Source organism: Bradyrhizobium sp. MOS003 (genome assembly GCF_003020125.1).
GTDB lineage: Bacteria > Pseudomonadota > Alphaproteobacteria > Rhizobiales > Xanthobacteraceae > Bradyrhizobium.
On sequence record NZ_PYFW01000001.1, the window covers coordinates 903,894 to 924,194 of the forward strand.

Genomic DNA, 20,301 nt, shown 5'->3' on the forward strand with positions numbered 1-20,301 from the left:
GAACGGAATGTCGGTGATTGAAACGATCGAACAGCTGGAGGCCATCTACGGCGCCACCAACGACGCCTCGACCGTGAAAGTCGCCGACCACGTCACCCCGCTCTATCGGATCTTCATCGAGAAGGCGCCGTTCGCCGCGCTCGCCACCATCGGGCCCGAAGGCATCGACTGCTCGCCGCGAGGCGACATGCCCGGCTTCGTCCGGATCCACGATCCCAGGACGTTGATGCTGCCGGATCGCCGCGGCAACAACCGGGTCGATTCGCTGCGCAACATCGTGCGCGATCCCAGGGTGTCGCTGATGTTCCTGATTCCCGGCTCCGGCAACGCGGTTCGCGCCAACGGCCGCGCGCATCTCTCGGTCGATCCCGAGCTGCTGGCCTCGTTCAACGTCGAGGGCAAGGCGCCGCGCAGCGTCATGGTGATGAAGGTCGATGAGATCTACTTCCAGTGCGCCCGCGCTATCGTCCGCTCCGATCTCTGGAATCCCGACAAGCGCATCGATCCCAAGACGCTGCCCACGCCCGGCCAGATCCTCGCCGAGATGAGTGACAACAAGGTCGGCGGCGCGGAGTACGATCGCATCTGGCCGGAGCGTGCGGCGGCGACGATGTGGTGAGCTTTCTTACCCTCTCCCCCTTGTGGGAGAGGGTGGCTCGCCGCGAAGCGGCGAGACGGGTGAGGGGTATCTGTCGGCGATCAAGCCTCTCGCGCTCGGTCCGCCGATAGATACCCCTCATCCGGCGCTTCGCGCCACCTTCTCCCACAAGGGGAGAAGGGAGGAAGAGATCGTCGCCGCCCGAGATGAATCCGATTGCCATCGCGCGTCGCGAGAGAAGCGCTTCAGCGCAGCGCTGCCAAATATGGATAGCCATTTCATTGACCGATCGCGGCAATCGCTGGATATTTGCAGCATAGAAACTGCCCCTCGAGTCCAAGCCGCATCATGAGAACCGATCGCCAGCGCAATTCCACCGACATGCATGCTTGCATGACGCGGCGCTGTTTCTCGGCGGCGACGGGCGCCTGTTGTTGTTGCTGATCTCGTCCTAGCAACCTCCACGCCGCAAATTTGCAAGACAGGAGCGCCGGAGTCCGGCGAACGAGCAGTCATGTCCCAAGCCCAGTCCAACGCCTACATCATTGAGGTCCACGACCGTGCCGCCGGCATCGTCACAAGGGATGCCCGCGGCTTCCGCTTCTTCTCCTCCGAGCGCCTGTTCGACAGCCTCGAAGGCCGCCGGTTCGGCTCTGCCCGCGAGGCCGAGCGCGCGGTGCGCGCCGTGCTCTCCTCCCGGACGCAACGCGCCACTCCGCTTCTCTTCGCCTCCTGATCGCATCGAAAGGAACACGATATGCTGACGAGACGACACATCCTTGCAGCAACGCTGCTGCTCGCAACGGCGCTGGCGACGCCCGCCCACGCCGAGGACAAGCCGGCGGAAATCCGCATCGGCACGCAGAAGGGCGGTTTCTTCCCCGCCGTGCGCCAACGCCTGACGCTCGAAACCGCCTTCAAGCCGCTCGGCATCGAGATCAAGTGGATCGACTTCCAGTTCGGCCCGCCGCTGCTCGAGGCCATCAATGTCGGCAGCGTCGATTTCGGCTATGTCGGCGACTCCCCGCCGATCTTCGCCCAGGCTGGCGGCGCCAGGATCCGCTACGTCGCGGCCGTGAAATCCGACGGCAACACCCAGGCGATCATCGTGCCGAAGGATTCGCCGATCAAAACCCTGGCGGACCTCAAGGGCAAGCGCGTCGCCTTCGGCAAGGGATCGAGCGCGCATAATCTCCTCGTCGCCGCGCTCGAAAAGGCTGGCTTGGCATGGTCCGACATCACGCCGGCGCCGCTCGCGCCGGCCGATGCGACGGCGGCCTTCGTCAAGGGCTCGGTCGACGCCTGGTCGATCTGGGATCCCTATCTCGCGCTCGCCGAGCTGAAGGAGAATGCGCGCGTCATCGCCTTCGACAAGGACGTGCACAAGCCGAATGCCTTCTACATCGCGGGCAGCGATTTCGTGGATAAGTATCCTTCGATCGTTGCGAAACTCAACGCGACCTTTGCCGGCGAAGGTGTCTGGGCGGATGCGCATCATGAGGCGGTTGCCAAGGCCCAGGCCGAGGCCACCGGCGTCGACATCGAGGCTGTCAGACGCTTCGTCGCGCGCTCCAACTACAGGATCGTGCCTGTCGATGCCGAGGTGATCGCAAGCCAGCAGGCCGTCGCAGACCGCTTCGCAAAAATCGGTCTGATCCCCAAGCCGGTGAACGTCTCGGACATCGTCTTCAAATGGACACCGGGGTCTTGAGCGCTGATTTGGAGCCAGACGTCGTCATGCCCGGGCTTGTCCCGGGCATCCGCGTTCTTCGTGCCAGTCGGCCAAGACGTGGATGGCCGGGACAAGCCCGGCCACGACGAATGGAACACAGCCTCACCCCTTCAGCGCGGCCAGCAATTCATCCGGGCGCTCGGCCATGATCATGTGGCCGGCGCCCTTCACGATGACGGTCTTCGCATGCGGGATGGCGGCCGCGAGCGCCTTGCCTGCCTTCGCCGGCGTCATCATGTCCCTCTCGCCGAGAATGAGGGTGGTCGGCACCTTCACACCTGCGGCGGCGGTCAGCGCATTCGCATAGGCATTGCAGGCGGAGAGATCCCGGAACAGCACGCCCGGCTCGCAAGACTTCAGCACCGCCTGCGCACCGCCATGCATCCACAGGCCCGGGGCGAGGCTGCCGCCGAGTTCGGCGTTGAAGCCGAGGCCCCAGATCGAGACCATGTCGTTGGCATCCTGCGAATTGGCCTCGGCCGCCTTCAGCAGATCCGGGCCGACCGTCATCGTCGCGGCGGTGCCGATCAGGCTCAGCGCGGAAACCTTGTCCGGATGCCGCGCCGCCGTCTCCAGCGAGATCAGCGATCCCATGGAATGGCCGATCAGATGCGCCTTTGCGGTGCCTGCCGCGTCGAGTAGCGCCGCGGTCCAGTCGGCCATCTCGGCGATCCTGCCGAGCGAAGGTCCGCTGGAGCGGCCGTGGCCGGGAAGATCCGGCGCCAGCACGCCAAACCCGTGATGGGAGAACCAGCGCGTGTGCAGCGCCCAGGTCGTATGGTCGAAGCCTGCGCCGTGAAGGAAGACGACCGCGGGTAGCGACTTGTCGAACTCGCGGCCGCCGGTTGCGACAAACACCTCAAGGCCGTTGACGGAGAGCTTCATGGTGTCAGACCTTCTGCGAGATGCGCAGCGCCTGCGCCAGATCGTCGATGATGTCGCTTGCCGTCTCGATGCCGACCGAGAGACGCACCAGCTCCTCGCCGATGCCGGCGGCCTTGAGCTGTTCGGCATCCATTTGCTGATGCGTGGTCGAAGCCGGGTGGATCACCAGCGTCTTGGCGTCGCCGACATTGGCGAGATGGCTGATCATGCGCAGGCTTTCGATGAACTTGCGGCCCGCGGGCCGCCCGCCCTTGATGCCGAAGGAGATGATCGAGCCGGCTCCGCGCGGCAAGAGCTGCTTGGCGAGCTGATAATCCGTGTGGGTCTCCAGCGAGGGATGCAGCACCCAGTCGACGGCCTTGTTGGACTGCAGCGCTTCCAGCACCAGGTGCGTGTTCTGCATGTGGCGGTCCATGCGCACGCCGAGCGTCTCGACGCCCTGCAGCAGCTGGAATGCGTTGGTCGGCGACAGGCAGGCACCGAAATCGCGCAGGCCCTCGGTGCGTGCGCGCATGATGAAGGCCGCAGTGCCGAACTGCTCGTCGAAGACGATGCCGTGATAGCCGCCATAGGGCTCGGTCAGCACGCCGAACTTGCCTGACGCGCGCCAGTCGAAGCGGCCGCCGTCGATGATCGCGCCGCCGATCGCGATGCCGTGGCCGCCGATCCATTTGGTCGCCGAATGCATGACGATGTCGGCGCCGAGTTCGATCGGCCGGCTGAGATAGGGCGTGGCAAAGGTGTTGTCGATCAAGAGCGGAATCTTCGCCTCATGTGCGACCGCCGCGACCTTGGGAATGTCGAGCACTTCGAGTCCGGGATTGCCGATGGTTTCGCCGATCACGAGCTTGGTGTTGGGCTTGATCGCCGAGCGCAACGCGTCGAGGTCGCGCGGCTTGACGAAGCTGGTGGTGATGCCGAAGCGCGGCAGCGTGTGCGCCAGCAGATTGATGGTGCCGCCATAGAGCGAGCTCGACGCCACGATGTGGTCGCCGGCGCTCAGCAGGGTCGCGATCGCAAGATGCAGCGCCGCCATGCCGCTCGCGGTGCAGATCGCGCCGACGCCGCCTTCGAGCGCGGCGAGCCGCTCTTCGAGCACGCCGGTGGTCGGGTTCGAGATGCGCGTATAGATGTGGCCGGCGCGCTCCAGGTTGAATAGCGCCGCGGCGTGATCGGAATCCTGGAACACATAGGACGTGGTCTGGTAGATCGGCACCGCGCGAGCCCCGGTCGCGGGATCCGGATGCTGGCCCGCATGCAGGCTCAGGGTCTCGAAGGCAGGCGGCTTTGGTGCGGGCATGCAGGGCCTCGTTGGTCGGTCGGTGCTGGGGGTGTTGTGCCATAAAATCGCGGGGGGCGTCAGCCCATTGACAGCACCGACGATGGTGCGCTCCCTCCCCCGCTTGCGGGCGAGGGTTGGGGAGAGGGGGTTTCCGCGTTCGGGGTGTTGAGAATTTGCCGAGTATGTCCCTGTGTCGCGAGAGCCCTCACCCGCCGCGCTCTGCGAGCGCGTCGGCCTCTCCCGCAAGCGGGAGAGTCGAAGAGCCGGCACTGTCCCCGCCTTAACCCCCGATCGCCTGCTCGATGATCTTGGCCTCCCGCAGCAATATCTCCGCGATCTCCTGCTCGCGGCGGGGGCCGAGCCTGGTTCGCACCGCCGAGACGGTGATGGCTGCGGCCGGTCGCCCGTCCGGGGTCTTGATCCAGGTCGAGATCGATTTCGTCCCCTGCACGAGGCCGATCTCCCTCAGGCCGTATCCCAACCGTCGCGCGGCGGTCACCTCGCCGATGACGGTCGCCACGTCGGTGTTGTAGGCCTCGAACCGCTTCTCGTTCGCTGCGACGATCTTTCGCGCCTCCGGCGCCGGCATCGCGGCGAGGATGGCGACGCCGGCACTGGAAACGCCGAGCGGCCGGCGCGCGCCGACCTCGATCGACAGCACCTGGATCGGATAGATTCCGATCCTGCGATCGATGCACAACGTGTCGTTGCCGGTGCGCACGGTCAGGAACAGCGTGTCGCCGATTTCGGCGGAGGCGCGTTGCAGTGACGGATTGGCGGCGATCAGCAGCCGCGTCGGCCGCGGCCGTGCCAGCGCCAGTTCCGGCACCTGGTTGCCGATCGCGTAGCGGCCGGTCCGCTCGTGCCGCTCGACGATGCCTTCCTCGATCAGCACGTGGACGATGCGATGCACGGTGGGGCGGGTGAGGCCGGTTGCCTGCACGACCTCGGCCAATGGCACACCGGCCTCACGCCCTGCGGCGAGAATGCGCAGCACCGCGAGCGCGCGCCGGATCGCTTGCGCGCCCTGCCGCGGTTCAATCGCGTTGCGGGCGAATCTCGTCCTGTCCATAATATGGACAAGAACGCCACAATTCACTCGACAGGACAAGCGCGCATCTGGAGATTGCGCCCCAATCGAGTTGCCGTGCGCATCGCCGCACGCGACGTGAATCGGAAGCGCTGCCGGGAGGTTAACATGAGATTAATCGCAATTGCCATAGCCGCCATGACCGCGATCCTGTCGGGTCCTGCATCGGCCCAGCAATGGCCGGCCCGCAGCGTCAAGCTGATCGTGCCTTATCCGGCCGGCGGCAATGTCGACAGCGCCGCGCGCATCGTCGCCGACAAGCTTCAGGAAAAGCTCGGCCAGCCCTTCATCATCGAGAACAAGGCCGGCGCCGGCGGTATGATCGCGGGCGAAGCCTTCGCGAAGTCGGCGCCCGACGGCTACACGCTGTTCGTCGGCGCCAACGGCCCGGTGCTGTTCGCAACCGAGATCAACAAGCGCGAAGCCTATAACTGGAAGAAGGACTTCATGCCGATCTCGACGATCTCGATGACGCCGCTGGTGCTCGAGGTGCATCCGTCGGTGCAGGCCAACACGTTCAAGGAGTTCATGGACCTCGCCAAGCGCGAGCCCGGCAAGCTGACCATGGCCTCGCCCGGCCCCGGTACGACCAACCATCTGCTCAGCGAGCTGATGCAGGAGAATCTCGGCCTGCAATGGGTCACCGCGCACTATCGCGGCAACGCGCCGGCGATCAACGATCTGCTCGGCGCCCAGGTGCAGTTCGCATTCGACCAGCTCACGGTCAGCCTCCAGCACATCAAGGCCGGCCTGTTCCGCGCGCTCGCCGTCACCAGCCCGCACCGGCTGAAGTCGCTGCCTGACGTGCCGACCTTCGTCGAACTTGGCTACAAGGATTTCGACGGCCAGACCTTCACCGGCCTGTTCGCGCCGGCCGGCACGCCGGCGCCCGTCATCGACAAGCTCCACGAGACGCTGGCTGCGATCCTGAAGGATCCTGCCGTGGTCGACAAATTCGAGAAGCTCGGCGGCGAAGCCGTCGCGATGACGCCGGCCGAATTCAAGGCCTATCTCGAGCGCGAGGACGCCAAGTGGATTCCGGTGGTGCGCAAGGCCAACATCAGGGCGGATTGATCGATGCGGATCGATCCGACCGAGCTCGGCGCCGAGCGCATCTATCGCCTGATGACCGGCATCGTGGTGCCGCGTCCGATCGCCTGGGTGACGAGCCTGTCGCGAAGCGGCGTGCTCAACCTCGCCCCGTTCAGCGCCTTCACCTTCGTCTCGCAGAAGCCGCCGATGCTGGCCATCAGCGTCGGCCGCAAGGGCGCGGACTACAAGGACACTGCTCACAACATCCTCGATACCGAGGAATATGTGATTCACATCGCCGATACGCCGCTGATGCAGGCCTTGCACGACTCATCGGTCGAGCATCCGCCTGAGATCAGCGAGGTCGAGCATCTCGGGCTGGAGACGCTGCCCTGCGAGCGCATCAAGGTGGCGCGGCTTGCCGCGGCTCCCGTTGCGATGGAATGCCGCTTCAGGCAGTGCCTTGAATTCGGCGAGGCCAGGAGCCGGCTGATTGTCGGCGAGGTCGTGATGTTCCATTTGCGCGACGGCCTCGTGAACGACGGCAAGGTGGAGACCAAAGCGCTCGACCCGATCGCGCGCATCGGCGGTCCCCGTTACGCCAGCCTCGGCGAGATCGTGACGCTCAACACCGTCTTCCAGACGCCCAAATCGAAAGACTGAGCGCGCCGCCCGCCGCGCTGCCCGACACAAATTGGAGAACGACCATGCGACTGCTGAGCTATCTCGTAGACGGAGAGCCGCGCTACGGCGCGGCTGTCGAAACCGGTGTGGTCGATCTGACCCGGCGCATCGGCCGCGACTTCTCCGACGTGAAGGCGCTGATCGCGGCCAACGCGCTGTCCGATGCGCAGGAAGCGATCGCGGGCGCGAAGCCGGACTATGCGATCGACGATCTCGTCCTGTTGCCGCCGGTGCTGGCGCCGGAGAAGCTGTGGTGCATCGGCGTCAACTACGCCGAGCGCAACGCCGAATACAAGGACAGTTCGGACCTGCCCAAATATCCGAGCCTGTTCGTGCGCAGCATGTCGTCGATGACGGGATCCGGCCAGCCGATCGAGAAGCCGAAGGTTTCGGAGCAGCTGGACTATGAAGGCGAGCTCGTCATCGTGATCGGGCAGGGCGGCCGTCATATCCCGCGCGAAAAGGCATGGTCGCACATCTTCGGCATGACCTTGTGCAACGAGGGTACCATTCGCGACTGGCTGCGTCACGGCAAGTTCAACGTCACGCAAGGCAAGAATTTCGATCGCTCCGGCAGCATCGGTCCGTGGATCGTCACGTCGGACGAACTCGACCCGCGCGGTCCTCATGACATCATCACCCGCGTCAACGGTGAGGTGCGGCAGCAGGACACGACCGAGCGTCTGATGTTCCCGTTCGATTTCATCATCTCCTATCTCTCCACCTTCGCCACGCTCAAGCCGGGCGACATGATCGTGACCGGGACGCCGACGGGCGCCGGCGCGCGCTTCGATCCGCCGCGCTGGCTGAAGGTCGGGGATGTCGTCGAGGTCGAGTCCAGCCGCATCGGTGTGCTGCGCAACACCGTCGCGGCGGAGAGCTAGACCATGCTTGATGCCGCCACGATCGAAAGCCTTGCCGCGCGTCTGGACGAGGCCGAGCGGACCAAGACGTTGATTCCGATGTTCACGAAGGAGTATCCCGATTTCGCGATCGAGGATGCCTACGCCGTCCAGCGCGCCTGGACTAGGCTGCAGCTCGATCGCGGTCGTGTCATCAAGGGCCATAAGATCGGCCTGACCTCGAAGGCGATGCAGAGCGCGGTTGGCATCAACGAGCCAGACTACGGCGTGCTGTTCGCTGACATGTTCTATGCCGACGCCACGCCCATCCCGTTCGACCGCTTCCACGCGCCGCGCATCGAGGTCGAGCTCGCCTTCGTGCTGAAGGCGCCGCTGCGCGGGCCCGACTGCACCATCTTCGATGTGCTCAACGCCACCGACTACGTCACGCCCGCGCTGGAGATCCTGGAGACGCGCATGCACCGCGTCGACCCTGAAACGGGCAAGACGCGCAAGGTCATGGACACCATCTCGGACAACGCCGCCAACGCCGCGCTGGTGCTCGGCGGCCGGCCGTTCCGCCCGATGGATGCGGATCTGCGCTGGATCGGCGCGCTGCTGTTCCGAAACGGCGAGGTCGAGGAAACCGGGCTTGCCGCCGGCGTGCTCAATCATCCCGCCAATGGCATCGCCTGGCTCGCCAACCGCCTCGCGCCGCATGACGAGCATCTCAAAGCCGGCGAGGTGGTGTTGGCGGGATCGTTCACGCGGCCGGTCGACATCCGCCGCGGCGATACCTTTCATGCCGATTATGGCGCCTTCGGCTCGGTGTCGTGCCAGTTCGTCTGAACCAACAAACAGGGAGCGCACCATGAGTAGCCAGTCGCGGCGCAAGAGCATCCACATCGGCGGTTTCAAGCACGTCAATCCGATTCCGAACGCCTGCCGCATCGGCAATCTCGTGATGTCGGGCGTCATCCTCGGCCGCGATCCGGCGACCAATGCGATGCCGGAGAGCCTCGACGCCCAATGCGCCAACATGTTCGCGCACATGAAGGCGACGGTGGAAGCCGCCGGCGGCACCACCGACGACATCATCAAGATGACGGTGTGGCTGAAGGACCGCGGCAATCGCGGTCCCATCAATGTCGAGTGGCTGAAGATGTTTCCGGACGAGCATTCCCGGCCCGCGCGCCATGCGCTGCCGATGGACAACATGGACGGCGGCGCGCTGGTGCAGTGCGACTTCACCGCCGTGATCGACTGAAGGAGCGTAACCATGCCGACCTATCTGCCGTTCGATCCCAATCCGCGCCGCCCGGTCAAGACGCCGCCGCCCAAAACCGTCGACAGCCAGTTTCACGTGCTGGGTCCGATCGAGAATTATCCCGAGCGTCCCGGCGCCGCCTACCGGATGCCGACCGCGACCTGGGAAGCGGCCTTGCGCATGCACAAGACGCTCGGCATCGAGCGCGGCATCATCGTGCAGACCACGACTTACGGCGCCGACCACGCCGTCGTGCTCGACGGTCTCGCCGCGATGGGCCCGAACTATCGCGGCTGCGCCAACGCGCTGGTGTTCGCGGAGGCGAACGACGCCTATCTGGCCAGGCTGCATGACGCCGGCGTGCGCGGCGCACGCTTCAGCTTCCGCCAGGAGCTCGGCGCGGTGCTGTCGGATGCCGATTTCGTCCGCGCTATCGCCCGGATTCGCGAGCTCGGCTGGTACGTCAAGATCCAGCCGGAGAAAGACGGCATCATGTCGAGCGTCGCCAAATACGAGAATCTCGACGTTCCCGTGCTGATCGACCACATGGCGCGGCCTGATCCCGAGGCCGGCAAGAACGATCCGAACCTGCGCAAGATGCTCGAGTTGCTCGCCAAAGGCAATTTCTGGGTGATGCTGTCGCTCGGCGAAAAGACCTCGAAGACGGGCGCGCCCTACGAAGACGTGATCCCGATCGCGCGCGCCTATATCGAAGCGGCCGTCGACCGCTGCGTCTGGGCCAGCGACTGGCCGCATCCGGTCTCCGTCAAGCAGCCGCCGAACGACGCCGACCTGCTCGAGCTGATGTATCGCTATGTCGCGGACCAGGCCGAGCTGGAGAAGATCCTGGTGCACAATCCGGCAAAACTGTTCGGGTTTCCTGAATAGAAACGCGAGGCTCGCAACATACAAGGTGCGCCCCCCTCTCCCGCTTGCGGGAGAGGGTCGGGGAGAGGGCTTTCTCCTCTTGGGGATTCCTCCGCAAGTCTCGACAATCCCATTGCGGCGACAGCCCTCTCCCCAACCCTCCCCCGCACGCGGGGGAGGGAGCGACCATTATCGCCGCAACAATCGGGCTCGTTCACACCACCGGTTGCTTCGCCAACCGGTCCCGCACCCCGGCGGCGATCTCGAACGAGCGCAGCCGCGCGGTGTGGTCGTAGATCTGTCCCGTCGTCATCAGCTCGTCCGCGCCGGTATCAGCGATCAGCGCCTTCAGCTTCTGCTCGACCACCTCAGGCGAGCCGACCGCGGAGCATGACAGCGACTGGCCGACCATGGCCTTCTCCGCCGGCGACCACAGCGCGTCCATGTCGTTGACCGGCGGCGGCAGCGGGCCCGGCGTGCCGCGGCGTAGATTGATGAACTGCTGCTGCAGCGAGGAGAACATCCGCTGCGCCTCCGCGTCGCTGTCGGCGGCGAAGACGTTGACGCCGACCATCGCATAGGGCTTGTCGAGTTGCGCCGAGGGCTCGAAGCGCGCGCGATATTCGCGCAGCGCCGGCATCATCATCTGCGGCGCGAAATGCGAGGCGAACGCGAAGGGCAGGCCGAGCATGCCTGCGAGCTGCGCGCCAAAGGTGCTCGATCCCAGGATCCACAGCGGCACCTTCGTTCCCATGCCGGGCACGGCGCGGATCGTCTGGTTCGGCTGCACGTCGCCTAGCAAAGCCTGCAATTCCAGCACATCCTGCGGGAAATTCTCGGAACTGGTGGCAAGGTCGCGCCGCAGCGCCCGTGCGGTGAACTGGTCGGTACCCGGCGCCCGCCCGAGCCCGAGATCGATCCGCCCGGGATAGAGCGAGGCCAGCGTGCCGAACTGCTCGGCGATGACCAGCGGCGAATGGTTCGGCAGCATGATCCCGCCGGAGCCGACGCGGATCGTCGTCGTTCCGCCCGCGATGTGCCCGATCACCACGGACGTCGCAGCACTCGCGATGCCCGTCATGTTGTGATGCTCGGCCAGCCAGAACCGCTTGAAGCCCCAGCCTTCCGCGTGCCGGGCGAGATCGAGCGAATTGCGGAACGCCTGCGCCGCATCGCCGCCTTGGCGGATGGGCGCGAGGTCGAGCACGGAGAAGGGGATCATGGGCGGGTACCGGCGGAAAGGGGTGTGCCGCCACATGTAATGTCCGCGCGCGGGATGGGTAGAGCACTTTGTCATGCCATCGAACGACGCTTCGATAGCGGCCACATCGCTTGCTCCTCCAGGACGCCGTCCGAGCGGCCCGAACTCCGTTCACAACACTGTTATTGCGACCTGTGGCGCCCGTGGCGTCAGCTGGGCGTTTCCTGCCCATTGTTGTAGTCTTGCGCCGACATGACACGGCGGACTCGTGTCCCAATGCGGTCGGGCACAATCGCAGCCGACGCCGGGAGGAAACCACATGACCATGGTCGTACTCAACCGCCGCAACCTGCTGGTCGCCGGCGGTTCCGTCCTGACAACCGGCGTTCTGGCAACCAGCATGCCGGGCCTGCTGCTTCCGGCCCGCGCGGAAGGCGTCGCGCCGACCGAGTCGATGTCGGGTGGCGCGAACAATTACCGCAAGGGTGCCGCGGTCGTGGATCGCATCGGCAAGGGCGGCTTCTGGATGAGCGGCACCGTGCGCCGCGCCGGCGACGGCGTTCCGCTCGCCGGCCAGCGTATCCAGATCTGGGCGCACACGGTCGAGGGCCAGGAACACGAACCGCAGAGCCACGGCGCCACGCTCACCGACAAGGACGGCAAGTTCCGGCTGGAGATGCCGCAGATCATTCCGATCTTCGGCCAGCCGCACGGCCACCTCGCCTATGACAGCGGCGAGTTCAAAACCGTGTTCCTGCGGCCGGTGATGCGGAGCGCCAAGGAAACCAGCCTCGAGGCGCATTTCGTCCTTCAGCCGGCCTGATCGGGCCGGCGAATGACGGGTTGGAGATCGGCGCGGGTGATCCTGATCTGGGTTGCCATTGCCTTGGCTATCGGCGTGCCGGTCGCACTGGCTGCGACAAGCGAACAGCTCGCATGGCGCGGGCCGGTCTACATCCTCGCCGGCTTCGCCGGGATCGTCGCGCTCGGTCTCGTGCTGGTGCAACCCCTGTTGATCGGTGGATATCTGCCGCCATTGTCGGCTTATCGCGGACGGCGTGCCCATCACTGGATCGGCGGCGCGCTGGTGCTGGCCGTGGTGATCCACGTTGCCGGGCTCTGGATCACCAGCCCGCCCGACATGATCGACGCCCTGACCTATGCGTCGCCGACGCCGTTCTCGCCCTTTGGCGTGACCGCGATGTGGGCGATCTTCATTGTTGCGCTGCTGGCGTCCCTGCGCCGGCGGTTGGAGCTGAGGCCGCGAACCTGGCGCTTCATTCACATGCCGCTGGCGATCGTCATCGTCGTGGGCAGCGTGGTCCATTGCCTCTTGATTGAAGGAACGATGGAAACGATGTCGAAAGTGGCGTTGTGCGTCTTGGTCCTCGCGGCAACTGCGAAGGTCATGATCGACCTGCAGGTGTGGCGAAAGCGCAGGACGCTACGCGGTGAGAGTGGCGCGAGGCAGTGAAGCCGCGCCGAAGTCGTAGCCCGGATGAACCGAAGCGCAATCCGGGCTACGCCATCTCGTGAGGTGAACGTCTCTCAACGCGTCATTGCGAGGAGCTCTTGCGACGAAGCAATCCAGGGTGTCTCTGCGGAAAGATTCTGGATTGCTTCGCTCCGCTCGCAATGACGGCGGGTACGTTGCTCCGCTTGCTGCGATCCGCTTCGCGGCGTAACGTCGCGCAATGACCGTGACGGCCCCCGATCTGAAAGCGTTCCTGCTCGGCACGCCGTTTTTCGGCGGTCTGCCGCAGCCGAGCCTCGACCTCCTGATGTCCATGCTGGTCGAGCGCAGCTTCGCGGCCGGCAGCACCGTCGTGTCGGAAGGCGAGCCGGGCCGCTCGATGTTCATCGTCAAATCCGGCCGCCTCGCGGTGAGCAAGCGGACGAAGGCGGGCCGTGTCATCCCGATTTCCGTGCTGCAGCCCGGTGACTTCTTCGGCGAGATGACGCTGATCGAAATGCAGAACCGCTCAGCCACCGTGGTCGCGGAAGGTCCGACAGTGCTGTACGAGCTGACCGCGCAAAATCTCTACGCCTGCTACAAGGCCGACATCCACGCCTATGTGATCGTGCTTCAGAACATCAACCGCGAGCTGTGTCGCCGGCTGCGCCGGGCGGACGATCGGTTCGCGAGGCGCGCGGCGGATAACGACAATTGATCATGCATAGGATGGGGATGACGGAGGTCTCTCAACTCGTCATTGCGAGGAGCTCTTGCGACGAAGCAATCCAGACTCTGTCCGCGGAAAGATCCTGGATTGTTTCGCTACGCTCGCAATGACGGAGGGCGCCGTGCGCTTGCGGACAAGCCGCCCAACCCGCGAGCCCGCGCCCTGATACGGCTACAGCAACGCCATCGAATGCAGGGAGTTTCTGTGAAAACCGAAGGCGACAATGCCGGAGAGAAGCAGCGCAGTCCCGGTCGCGATCAAGAAAAACGCAAACACTATTTAAAGCCCCTGGTCTTCGTCACGAATGACGAAGACCATAATAGATAAAACTTTACCGACAATCGAAAGGAAGGATTAACCTTACCAGCGCGGCCCGTCGGGCAAAACACCTCAACCCCGTCAAGCCTCCGTCGCAAAAATATTCCGCTTTACCGAAATTCGGAATTGCGGCATATTTCCGCCATCCCGGCCCGAGGAGAGGGGCGATCGTACGTCGCAACGAACGTGGGCCGGGGTGCGGTGGACGCGGCTGCGTCGGGCACGGCAAGGCGGGACCAGGGCGGGTGATCCCCGTGAGGTCCTTCTCCGTGTGACGAGCGGCGCTGTCACGTACGGCTAAACCACGTGGTCCTGGCTGTCGTTGCTACAGCCAAGCCTTCGCGAAGATGCATCGGCCAACCGGACGCGGTGCATCGGTTTTCGCGAGGTGACGGAGGCCAGAAGGAATTCGGCTCCGGGGAGAGCGGGCATAGGCCGTCAACCCATCGCGCAGGGAAGGCCGGGTGTTTTGCGGCCCACCTGTCGTCCGCCCGCGCATTTGCGTGTGCAAATTCTTCGCGCAGCGGGTCATGGGTGCCAGCCGGCACCCGGTCTTCCCTGCGCCCTCTTCACAAGAGAGGGCGAAAGAGGAGAGAAAAACTCGGGCGTTTCAAGCCGCGAGAACGCCGCTTCATGTGTGAATTCAGAAATGACTGAAGCGTCGCGCCTCGGCGACGTCGCTTGGGCATCACTTGCGGGCGGCGATCGCCGTCAGCTCCAGCCTGACGCCCGGGCCGAGATCCGCAACGCCCACGGCCGCACGCGCCGGCAGATGGTTCGCGGTGAAATAGCGCTTCCACACCTCGTTGAACGCCGCCTTGTCGGCGAGATCAGCCATGAAGATCGTCACCTGCAGAACGCAGGAGAGATCGGAGCCGGCGCCATCGAGCAGTGTCTTCAACTGGCGCAGCACATCGTGTGCCTGGCCCGCCATATCGAGCCCCGCATCCTCAGGGACGATGCCGCCGAGATAGAGCACGCCGTTGTGCTCGACGATCTCGTGGAGCAGTCCTTCATAGGGCAGGGAACGGGTGATCACGATCGCATCCATGGGTGTTGCGGGCACGCTAAAGGGAGGGCTCGCTTCGATGGGGAAAATGGTGCTGCCAGACAGGATTGAACTGTCGACCTCTCCATTACCAATGGAGTGCTCTACCACTGAGCTACGGCAGCATGTGCTGGTGAAGAATCGGGCGCCCGAAGGGGGCGCTACCAAGCGGGGCGATATCTGCCACAAGCCCCCCTCCTGTGCAAGCTTGCTAGGCCGTTCAAACCGAGAAAATCGGGCCGATATCGAGGCCAAAATGCCCGTTTCGGCGCGAAACCGCCGCCTTTCCGGCGATTCGGGCTCCGATATCCCCGCCAACTGGTCAGTTGCTCCAGGCATCGGATTCGATCCATTTCGCGTTTCGCACGAATGGATCGCGCTCGCCTCTTGAGCTGTCGCCATTCGGTGGCATCCTGCCGCCGACCGATATGATGGACCCGTGATGGCCGACGACACCGACAAGAGCACGACCCAGGCGAGGACGTCCCGGGACGACCGCCTGAAATCGGCGCTGCGCGAAAACCTCAAGCGGCGCAAGCTGCAGGCGCGCGAACGCGCCGCGGGCACGGAGCCCTCGCAGAATGAGGATGGTTCCCTAAATGAGGGGGCCGCCGGGAAAGCCGGCACCTAGAATTTTGGAATGAGCGAGAATGACGATGGGGCAGGACGGACGGCAACCAAATGACGGTCAGGCGCTGATGTCGCGCTTCATCCGCCCCGAGCAGACCTTTCCGACGCTGACGCCCGCCGAGATCGAGCGCATCAGGCATTTCGGCGAAGTCCGCAGCTACGCAGACGGCGAGTTCCTGTTCGAGACCGGAAAGCCCGGGCCCGGCATGTTCGTGGTGCTGAAGGGCCATGTCGCCATCACCCAGCGCGATGGTCTCGGTCACGTCACCCCTGTCATCGACCAGGGACCGGGGCAGTTTCTGGCCGAGCTCAGCCAGCTCTCGGGACAGCCGGCGCTGGTCGACGGCCGCGCCGAGGGCGACGTCGAGACGCTGCTGTTGCCGCCGGAGCGGTTGCGTGCGCTGCTGGTCGCCGAGGCGGAACTCGGCGAGCGCATCATGCGCGCGCTGATCCTGCGCCGGGTCAATCTGATCCAGGACGGCATGGGCGGTCCGGTGCTGATCGGTCCGTCGAATTCCGCCGGCGTGGTGCGGCTGCAGGGTTTCCTCACCCGCAACGGCCAGCCGCATCATCTGCTCGATCCCGCACGGGATCGAGACGCCGCTGAGGTCATCGCGCGCTATTCACCGAAGCCGGAAGACTGGCCGCTGGTAGTTGCCGCCAACGGTGCCGTGCTGCGCAATCCCAACGAGACCGAGCTTGCCCGCGCCATCGGCATGATCGGCGGCGCCAAGGACGATCGCGTCTACGACGTTGCCGTCGTCGGCTGCGGCCCGGCCGGGCTCGCCACCGCCGTGTACGCAGCGTCGGAAGGATTGTCCGTTGCCGTGCTCGACATCCGCGCCTTCGGCGGCCAGGCCGGCGCCAGCGCACGCATCGAGAACTATCTGGGATTTCCGACCGGCATTTCCGGCCAGGCCCTGACCGCGCGCGCCTTCACCCAGGCGCAGAAGTTCGGCGCCGACATCATGATTCCCGTGACGGTGAAGTCGCTCGACTGCACGCGGCATGATGGAGCGTTCGCGGTGGCGATCGACGGCAGCAACCCCTTGCGTTCGCGTTCGGTCGTGGTCGCCAGCGGCGCGCGCTATCGCCGGCCGGAAATCGCGAACCTCGACAAGTTCGAAGGACGCGGCGTCTGGTACTGGGCGTCTCCCGTCGAGGCGAAGCTGTGTGCCGGCGAGGAGGTCGCGCTGGTCGGTGCCGGCAACTCGGCGGGGCAGGCGGCCGTGTTCCTGTCGGGTCACGCCAAGAAAGTCCTGATGATCATCCGCGGCGGTGGCTTGGGGGCCAGCATGTCGCGCTATCTCATCGAGCGCATCGAAGCGACGCCGAACATCGAATTGATGTTCAACACCGAGATCACGGCGCTCGAGGGCGACGAGGCCGCGCAGTTGCGGCGCATCCGCTGGAAGAGCCGGCTGTCCGATGACGAGGATTCCGCCGACATCCGCAATCTCTTTCTGTTCGTCGGCGCCGATCCCGCCACCTCCTGGCTCGACGGCTGCGGCGTGACGCTCGATCGCGGCGGCTTCGTCGTGACCGGCGCGCAGTCCGAGCAAAACCAGGGCAGGCTGGTGGCGCCGCTCGAGACCTCCGTGCCCGGCGTCTACGCCGTCGGCGACGTCCGCTCCGGCTCGGTCAAGCGGGTCGGCGGCGCCATCGGCGAGGGCGCCCAGGTCGTGGCCTCCCTGCACGGCTATCTCGGCGACGCCGCAAAACCGGCGCTATAGCCGAGCAGAAGACAAGCAGTTGGCAAGACGAATGGGACTTGCCATCTTGCCGCGCCCCACAGACTATTGCCTCGTCGCGAGGCCAATCTCGTGCTGAAGAACAAAGATTCCCAAGGGAGGACTCAATGGCCGAACTCGTCGTGCTCTACAAGACGCCCAAGGATGCTGCCGCTTTCGACAAGCATTATGCCGAGACCCACATTCCACTCGCCAAGAAGCTTCCCGGCTTGAAGAAGTACGCGGTCAGCACGGGCGCGGTCGGCTCCCCCGCCGGGCCGTCGGGGATTCATCTCGTCGCCATTCTCACCTTCGACAGCGTGGGCGACATCCAGAAGGCCTTCGGCAGCGAAGCCGGCAAGGCGGCCGCAGGCGACGTGCCGAAATTCGCCAGCGGCGGCGCCGATCTGCTGATCTTCGACACCAAGGAAGTGTGAGGGGTCGATTCAACTTTCGTCGAAATCTGCTGTCGTTTGTGACAGCGGTGCAAAAAAATCAGCCATGCGCTTGTCGATTCGCACGATGGCGCATGGCTTCGCACCTGCATGTGACGACAACGCAGGTGGCAATCCCATGAGGGTCGTAATACTAATCTCCTGAATTTTAATGCCGGACGATAGGGAGACGATGTCATGGTCCTTGGCTTGAGCTTGCCCGCCTTCACGTTGGTCCATGTCGTCATCAGCCTGATCGGCATCGTCGCCGGTCTCGTCGTGATGTTCGGCCTGCTCGGCTCGAAGTCGATGCCGGGCCTGACCGCGATCTTCCTCGTTTTCACGATCCTGACCAGCGTCACCGGTTTCCTGTTTCCGTTCGAGAAGCTGCTGCCGTCGCACATCATCGGCATCATCTCGCTGGTGTTGCTCGCGATCGCCTGCTTCGCGCTGTACGGCATGAAGCTCACGGGCGTCTGGCGTCCGGTCTATATCGTGACCGCGATGATCTCGCTGTATTTCAATGTCTTCGTGCTGGTGATCCAGTCGTTCCTCAAGGTTCCGGCGCTTGCCGCACTCGCCCCCGCCGTGGCGCCGGCGCCGCCGTCGGGTCCGGTGTTCGCGGTGGTGCAGGGCGTCGTGCTGGTGTTCTTCGTCGTGCTCACCATCGGCGCCTGGCGCCGCTTCAAGCCCATGGCATTTGCCTGATTACACGATTCTCAACATCCCGGTCGATGCGAGGCGTCGCATTCGGGATCGCGCGCGATTACCTGCGCAACGTCGGCGCGTGCCTGTTCACGCGTAACGCAATCGAACTGCACTGAACAATCGAACTGCACTGAAAGAGAGCGATCATGCCCACCATCACCACCAAAGACGGCGTCGAGATCTTCTACAAGGATTGGGGCAGTGGCCAGCCGATCGTGTTCAGCCATGGCTGGCCGTTGTCGGCCGACGACTGGGACGGGCAGATGATATTCTTCGCCAACAACGGCTATCGCGTCATCGCCCATGACCGCCGCGGCCATGGCCGCTCGTCGCAGGTTTCCGACGGGCACGACATGGATCACTATGCCGACGATCTCGCGGCCGTCACCGCGCATCTCGACCTCAAGAACGCCATCCATGTCGGCCATTCCACCGGCGGCGGCGAAGTCGTGCACTACATCGCGCGCCATGGCGAGAGCCGGGTGGCGAAGGCGGCGATCCTCTCCGCGGTGCCGCCGCTGATGGTGCAGACCGCGGCCAATCCCGGCGGCCTGCCGAAGAGCGTGTTCGACGATCTGCAGAAGCAGCTCGCGGCCAGCCGCACCGGCTTCTACCGCGATCTCGCCTCCGGTCCGTTCTACGGCTACAACCGTCCCGGCGCCAAACCGTCGGAAGCGGTGATCCAGAACTGGTGGCGGCAGGGCATGATGGGCGGCGCCAAGGCGCATTACGACGGCGTCGTCGCGTTCTCGCAGACCGACTTCACCGAGGACCTCAAGAAGATCACGGTGCCCGTGCTGGTGATGCATGGCGACGACGACCAGATCGTGCCCTACGCCGATTCTGCGCCGCTGTCGGCCAAGCTGCTGAAGAAGGGCACGCTGAAGACCTACAAGGGTTTCCCCCACGGCATGCCGACCACGCACGCCGAAACCATCAACGCCGACCTGCTGGCGTTCTTCAAGGAGTAAGGCGCCTTACGTCAAGATCGCCCTGATCGCACGGAAACGCCGGCCGGTGTATCCTTGCGGCAGGGCGGTCGCCACATGAGCGGCGATGCCCTGGGGGACATCCCGATGCGAGTCATCATCTTCGGCGCGACCGGCATGGTCGGGCAGGGCGTCTTGCGCGAATGCTTGGTTGATGCCGGCATCGACCAAGTGCTGGTGATCGGCCGCAGCCCGACCGGCGTGCGCAACGCCAAGCTCACCGAGATCATCCACGGCAATTTCCTGGATTATTCGGCGATCGAAGCCCGGCTCGCCGGCTTCGATGCCTGCTTCTTCTGCCTCGGCGTGTCCTCGATCGGCATGAGCGAAGAGCGCTACCGCCATCTCACCTATGACCTCACGCTCGCGGCTGCGACGACGCTGGCGCGGCTCAACCCGCAGATGGTGTTCACCTATGTCACCGGCGCCGGCACCGATTCCAGCGAGCAGGGATCGCGGATGTGGGCGCGGATCAAGGGCAAGACCGAGAACGACCTGCTCAAGCTGCCGTTCAGGGCTGCCTACATGTTCCGGCCCGGCGCGATCCAGCCGCTGCACGGCGCCCGGTCCAGGACCACCTGGGTGCAGGCCGTCTATGCCGCAACCGCGCCGCTGTGGCCGGTGCTGCGCCGGATCTCGCCGCGGCTGGTCACCTCGACCGAGCAGATCGGCCGCGCCATGATCCGGGTCGCCCGAGAGGGGTATCCGCGGAAGGTGCTGGAGATGGCGGATATCAATAGCCTCTAGCCAGCCGGCCCGTTAGTTTGAGCGGAAATTTCGG

23 protein-coding genes and 1 tRNA gene are annotated in these 20,301 nt (G+C 64.8%); 18 read left to right on the top strand and 6 right to left on the bottom strand.

Annotated elements, in window-relative coordinates; genetic code table 11:
* Window positions 1-7 precede the first annotated feature (7 nt).
* From C7G42_RS04345 to C7G42_RS04355, 3 genes are all read left to right on the top strand, one after another.
* Window positions 8-619, top strand: a complete 612-nt coding sequence (locus C7G42_RS04345) for a pyridoxamine 5'-phosphate oxidase family protein (RefSeq protein ID WP_106947812.1) — start codon at window positions 8-10, stop codon at window positions 617-619.
* A gap of 493 nt (window positions 620-1,112) precedes the next feature.
* Window positions 1,113-1,334 carry a hypothetical protein gene (locus C7G42_RS04350; RefSeq protein ID WP_106947813.1) on the top strand — a complete coding sequence of 74 codons (222 nt, stop codon included), beginning with the start codon at window positions 1,113-1,115 and terminating at the stop codon, window positions 1,332-1,334.
* A gap of 21 nt (window positions 1,335-1,355) precedes the next feature.
* A complete protein-coding gene (locus C7G42_RS04355; protein ID WP_106947814.1) occupies window positions 1,356-2,309 on the top strand; it encodes an aliphatic sulfonate ABC transporter substrate-binding protein in 954 nt (317 codons plus the stop codon).
* Window positions 2,310-2,432: 123 nt separating this feature from the next.
* Here C7G42_RS04355 and C7G42_RS04360 read toward each other — a convergent pair whose 3' ends face one another.
* The 3 genes from C7G42_RS04360 to C7G42_RS04370 form a co-directional block, all read right to left on the bottom strand.
* Complete coding sequence (locus C7G42_RS04360) at window positions 2,433-3,215, bottom strand: alpha/beta fold hydrolase (protein WP_106947815.1); 783 nt, start codon at window positions 3,213-3,215, stop codon at window positions 2,433-2,435.
* Window positions 3,216-3,219: 4 nt separating this feature from the next.
* Complete coding sequence (locus tag C7G42_RS04365; RefSeq protein ID WP_106947816.1) at window positions 3,220-4,515, bottom strand: O-acetylhomoserine aminocarboxypropyltransferase; 1,296 nt, start codon at window positions 4,513-4,515, stop codon at window positions 3,220-3,222.
* A gap of 262 nt (window positions 4,516-4,777) precedes the next feature.
* Window positions 4,778-5,569 (bottom strand): IclR family transcriptional regulator, encoded by a 792-nt coding sequence (locus tag C7G42_RS04370; RefSeq protein WP_199580645.1) that lies wholly within the window; start codon window positions 5,567-5,569, stop codon window positions 4,778-4,780.
* A gap of 126 nt (window positions 5,570-5,695) precedes the next feature.
* Between C7G42_RS04370 and C7G42_RS04375 the strand changes: the two genes are divergently transcribed.
* From C7G42_RS04375 to C7G42_RS04400, 6 genes are read left to right on the top strand one after another with little or no spacing between them, the layout of a single operon-like run.
* Entirely contained in the window at window positions 5,696-6,661 is a 966-nt protein-coding gene (locus C7G42_RS04375; protein WP_106948848.1) for a Bug family tripartite tricarboxylate transporter substrate binding protein, read from the top strand.
* 3 nt (window positions 6,662-6,664) lie between these two features.
* Window positions 6,665-7,282: a flavin reductase family protein gene (locus C7G42_RS04380; protein ID WP_106947818.1), complete on the top strand. Its 618-nt coding sequence runs from the start codon at window positions 6,665-6,667 to the stop codon at window positions 7,280-7,282.
* Window positions 7,283-7,326: 44 nt separating this feature from the next.
* Window positions 7,327-8,187, top strand: a complete 861-nt coding sequence (locus tag C7G42_RS04385) for a fumarylacetoacetate hydrolase family protein (protein WP_106947819.1) — start codon at window positions 7,327-7,329, stop codon at window positions 8,185-8,187.
* Window positions 8,188-8,190: 3 nt separating this feature from the next.
* A complete protein-coding gene (gene hpaH / locus C7G42_RS04390; protein WP_106947820.1) occupies window positions 8,191-8,994 on the top strand; it encodes a 2-oxo-hept-4-ene-1,7-dioate hydratase in 804 nt (267 codons plus the stop codon).
* A gap of 22 nt (window positions 8,995-9,016) precedes the next feature.
* The gene (locus C7G42_RS04395; RefSeq protein ID WP_106947821.1) at window positions 9,017-9,412 is read left to right on the top strand and encodes a RidA family protein; all 396 of its coding nucleotides are present in this window, start codon (window positions 9,017-9,019) and stop codon (window positions 9,410-9,412) included.
* A gap of 12 nt (window positions 9,413-9,424) precedes the next feature.
* Window positions 9,425-10,300, top strand: a complete 876-nt coding sequence (locus tag C7G42_RS04400; protein ID WP_106947822.1) for an amidohydrolase family protein — start codon at window positions 9,425-9,427, stop codon at window positions 10,298-10,300.
* Window positions 10,301-10,493: 193 nt separating this feature from the next.
* Here the strand turns inward: C7G42_RS04400 and C7G42_RS04405 are convergent, their stop codons facing one another.
* Complete coding sequence (locus C7G42_RS04405; RefSeq protein ID WP_106947823.1) at window positions 10,494-11,501, bottom strand: LLM class flavin-dependent oxidoreductase; 1,008 nt, start codon at window positions 11,499-11,501, stop codon at window positions 10,494-10,496.
* Window positions 11,502-11,799: 298 nt separating this feature from the next.
* On the opposite strand from C7G42_RS04405, the gene C7G42_RS04410 reads away from it, so the two are divergent.
* The 3 genes from C7G42_RS04410 to C7G42_RS04420 all read left to right on the top strand — a co-directional run bounded on the left by C7G42_RS04410 (window position 11,800) and on the right by C7G42_RS04420 (window position 13,651).
* The gene (locus C7G42_RS04410; protein WP_106947824.1) at window positions 11,800-12,303 is read left to right on the top strand and encodes a peptidase associated/transthyretin-like domain-containing protein; all 504 of its coding nucleotides are present in this window, start codon (window positions 11,800-11,802) and stop codon (window positions 12,301-12,303) included.
* A 12-nt stretch (window positions 12,304-12,315) separates the two neighbouring features.
* The gene (locus tag C7G42_RS04415) at window positions 12,316-12,954 is read left to right on the top strand and encodes a ferric reductase-like transmembrane domain-containing protein (RefSeq protein WP_106947825.1); all 639 of its coding nucleotides are present in this window, start codon (window positions 12,316-12,318) and stop codon (window positions 12,952-12,954) included.
* A 220-nt stretch (window positions 12,955-13,174) separates the two neighbouring features.
* The gene (locus C7G42_RS04420; RefSeq protein ID WP_106947826.1) at window positions 13,175-13,651 is read left to right on the top strand and encodes a cyclic nucleotide-binding domain-containing protein; all 477 of its coding nucleotides are present in this window, start codon (window positions 13,175-13,177) and stop codon (window positions 13,649-13,651) included.
* A 1,018-nt stretch (window positions 13,652-14,669) separates the two neighbouring features.
* On the opposite strand, the gene C7G42_RS04430 is transcribed toward C7G42_RS04420, so the two are convergent.
* On the bottom strand, window positions 14,670-15,020 hold the full coding sequence (locus tag C7G42_RS04430; protein ID WP_106948849.1) for a RidA family protein: 351 nt from the start codon (window positions 15,018-15,020) through the stop codon (window positions 14,670-14,672).
* A gap of 59 nt (window positions 15,021-15,079) precedes the next feature.
* Window positions 15,080-15,154: transfer RNA gene (locus tag C7G42_RS04435), tRNA-Thr, on the bottom strand.
* Between the two features lie 317 nt (window positions 15,155-15,471).
* On the opposite strand from C7G42_RS04435, the gene C7G42_RS04440 reads away from it, so the two are divergent.
* The 6 genes from C7G42_RS04440 to C7G42_RS04465 all read left to right on the top strand — a co-directional run bounded on the left by C7G42_RS04440 (window position 15,472) and on the right by C7G42_RS04465 (window position 20,267).
* Window positions 15,472-15,660, top strand: a complete 189-nt coding sequence (locus tag C7G42_RS04440) for a hypothetical protein (protein WP_106947827.1) — start codon at window positions 15,472-15,474, stop codon at window positions 15,658-15,660.
* A gap of 25 nt (window positions 15,661-15,685) precedes the next feature.
* The gene (locus C7G42_RS04445) at window positions 15,686-17,392 is read left to right on the top strand and encodes an FAD-dependent oxidoreductase (protein ID WP_502694193.1); all 1,707 of its coding nucleotides are present in this window, start codon (window positions 15,686-15,688) and stop codon (window positions 17,390-17,392) included.
* A gap of 125 nt (window positions 17,393-17,517) precedes the next feature.
* Window positions 17,518-17,826: an EthD family reductase gene (locus tag C7G42_RS04450; RefSeq protein ID WP_100175035.1), complete on the top strand. Its 309-nt coding sequence runs from the start codon at window positions 17,518-17,520 to the stop codon at window positions 17,824-17,826.
* Window positions 17,827-18,021: 195 nt separating this feature from the next.
* Window positions 18,022-18,531, top strand: coding sequence for a hypothetical protein (locus C7G42_RS04455; RefSeq protein ID WP_106947829.1), 510 nt, complete (start codon window positions 18,022-18,024; stop codon window positions 18,529-18,531).
* 146 nt (window positions 18,532-18,677) lie between these two features.
* A complete protein-coding gene (locus tag C7G42_RS04460; protein WP_106947830.1) occupies window positions 18,678-19,502 on the top strand; it encodes an alpha/beta fold hydrolase in 825 nt (274 codons plus the stop codon).
* A 105-nt stretch (window positions 19,503-19,607) separates the two neighbouring features.
* Window positions 19,608-20,267 (top strand): NAD(P)H-binding protein, encoded by a 660-nt coding sequence (locus tag C7G42_RS04465; RefSeq protein ID WP_199580646.1) that lies wholly within the window; start codon window positions 19,608-19,610, stop codon window positions 20,265-20,267.
* The last annotated feature ends 34 nt before the right edge of the window (window positions 20,268-20,301 follow it).

Coding starts and splice junctions, on each gene's coding strand:
- C7G42_RS04385 (WP_106947819.1), top strand. CDS start 7,327: ATGCGACTGCTGAGCTATCTCGTAGACGGAGAGCCGCGCTACGGCGCG.
- C7G42_RS04460 (WP_106947830.1), top strand. CDS start 18,678: ATGCCCACCATCACCACCAAAGACGGCGTCGAGATCTTCTACAAGGAT.
- C7G42_RS04455 (WP_106947829.1), top strand. CDS start 18,022: ATGGTCCTTGGCTTGAGCTTGCCCGCCTTCACGTTGGTCCATGTCGTC.
- C7G42_RS04465 (WP_199580646.1), top strand. CDS start 19,608: ATGCGAGTCATCATCTTCGGCGCGACCGGCATGGTCGGGCAGGGCGTC.
- C7G42_RS04400 (WP_106947822.1), top strand. CDS start 9,425: ATGCCGACCTATCTGCCGTTCGATCCCAATCCGCGCCGCCCGGTCAAG.
- C7G42_RS04420 (WP_106947826.1), top strand. CDS start 13,175: ATGACCGTGACGGCCCCCGATCTGAAAGCGTTCCTGCTCGGCACGCCG.
- C7G42_RS04375 (WP_106948848.1), top strand. CDS start 5,696: ATGAGATTAATCGCAATTGCCATAGCCGCCATGACCGCGATCCTGTCG.
- C7G42_RS04350 (WP_106947813.1), top strand. CDS start 1,113: ATGTCCCAAGCCCAGTCCAACGCCTACATCATTGAGGTCCACGACCGT.
- C7G42_RS04450 (WP_100175035.1), top strand. CDS start 17,518: ATGGCCGAACTCGTCGTGCTCTACAAGACGCCCAAGGATGCTGCCGCT.
- C7G42_RS04395 (WP_106947821.1), top strand. CDS start 9,017: ATGAGTAGCCAGTCGCGGCGCAAGAGCATCCACATCGGCGGTTTCAAG.
- C7G42_RS04445 (WP_502694193.1), top strand. CDS start 15,686: ATGGGGCAGGACGGACGGCAACCAAATGACGGTCAGGCGCTGATGTCG.
- C7G42_RS04360 (WP_106947815.1), bottom strand. CDS start 3,215: ATGAAGCTCTCCGTCAACGGCCTTGAGGTGTTTGTCGCAACCGGCGGC.
- C7G42_RS04405 (WP_106947823.1), bottom strand. CDS start 11,501: ATGATCCCCTTCTCCGTGCTCGACCTCGCGCCCATCCGCCAAGGCGGC.
- C7G42_RS04410 (WP_106947824.1), top strand. CDS start 11,800: ATGACCATGGTCGTACTCAACCGCCGCAACCTGCTGGTCGCCGGCGGT.
- C7G42_RS04440 (WP_106947827.1), top strand. CDS start 15,472: ATGGCCGACGACACCGACAAGAGCACGACCCAGGCGAGGACGTCCCGG.
- C7G42_RS04365 (WP_106947816.1), bottom strand. CDS start 4,515: ATGCCCGCACCAAAGCCGCCTGCCTTCGAGACCCTGAGCCTGCATGCG.
- C7G42_RS04355 (WP_106947814.1), top strand. CDS start 1,356: ATGCTGACGAGACGACACATCCTTGCAGCAACGCTGCTGCTCGCAACG.
- C7G42_RS04415 (WP_106947825.1), top strand. CDS start 12,316: ATGACGGGTTGGAGATCGGCGCGGGTGATCCTGATCTGGGTTGCCATT.
- hpaH (WP_106947820.1), top strand. CDS start 8,191: ATGCTTGATGCCGCCACGATCGAAAGCCTTGCCGCGCGTCTGGACGAG.
- C7G42_RS04380 (WP_106947818.1), top strand. CDS start 6,665: ATGCGGATCGATCCGACCGAGCTCGGCGCCGAGCGCATCTATCGCCTG.
- C7G42_RS04345 (WP_106947812.1), top strand. CDS start 8: ATGTCGGTGATTGAAACGATCGAACAGCTGGAGGCCATCTACGGCGCC.
- C7G42_RS04370 (WP_199580645.1), bottom strand. CDS start 5,569: ATGGACAGGACGAGATTCGCCCGCAACGCGATTGAACCGCGGCAGGGC.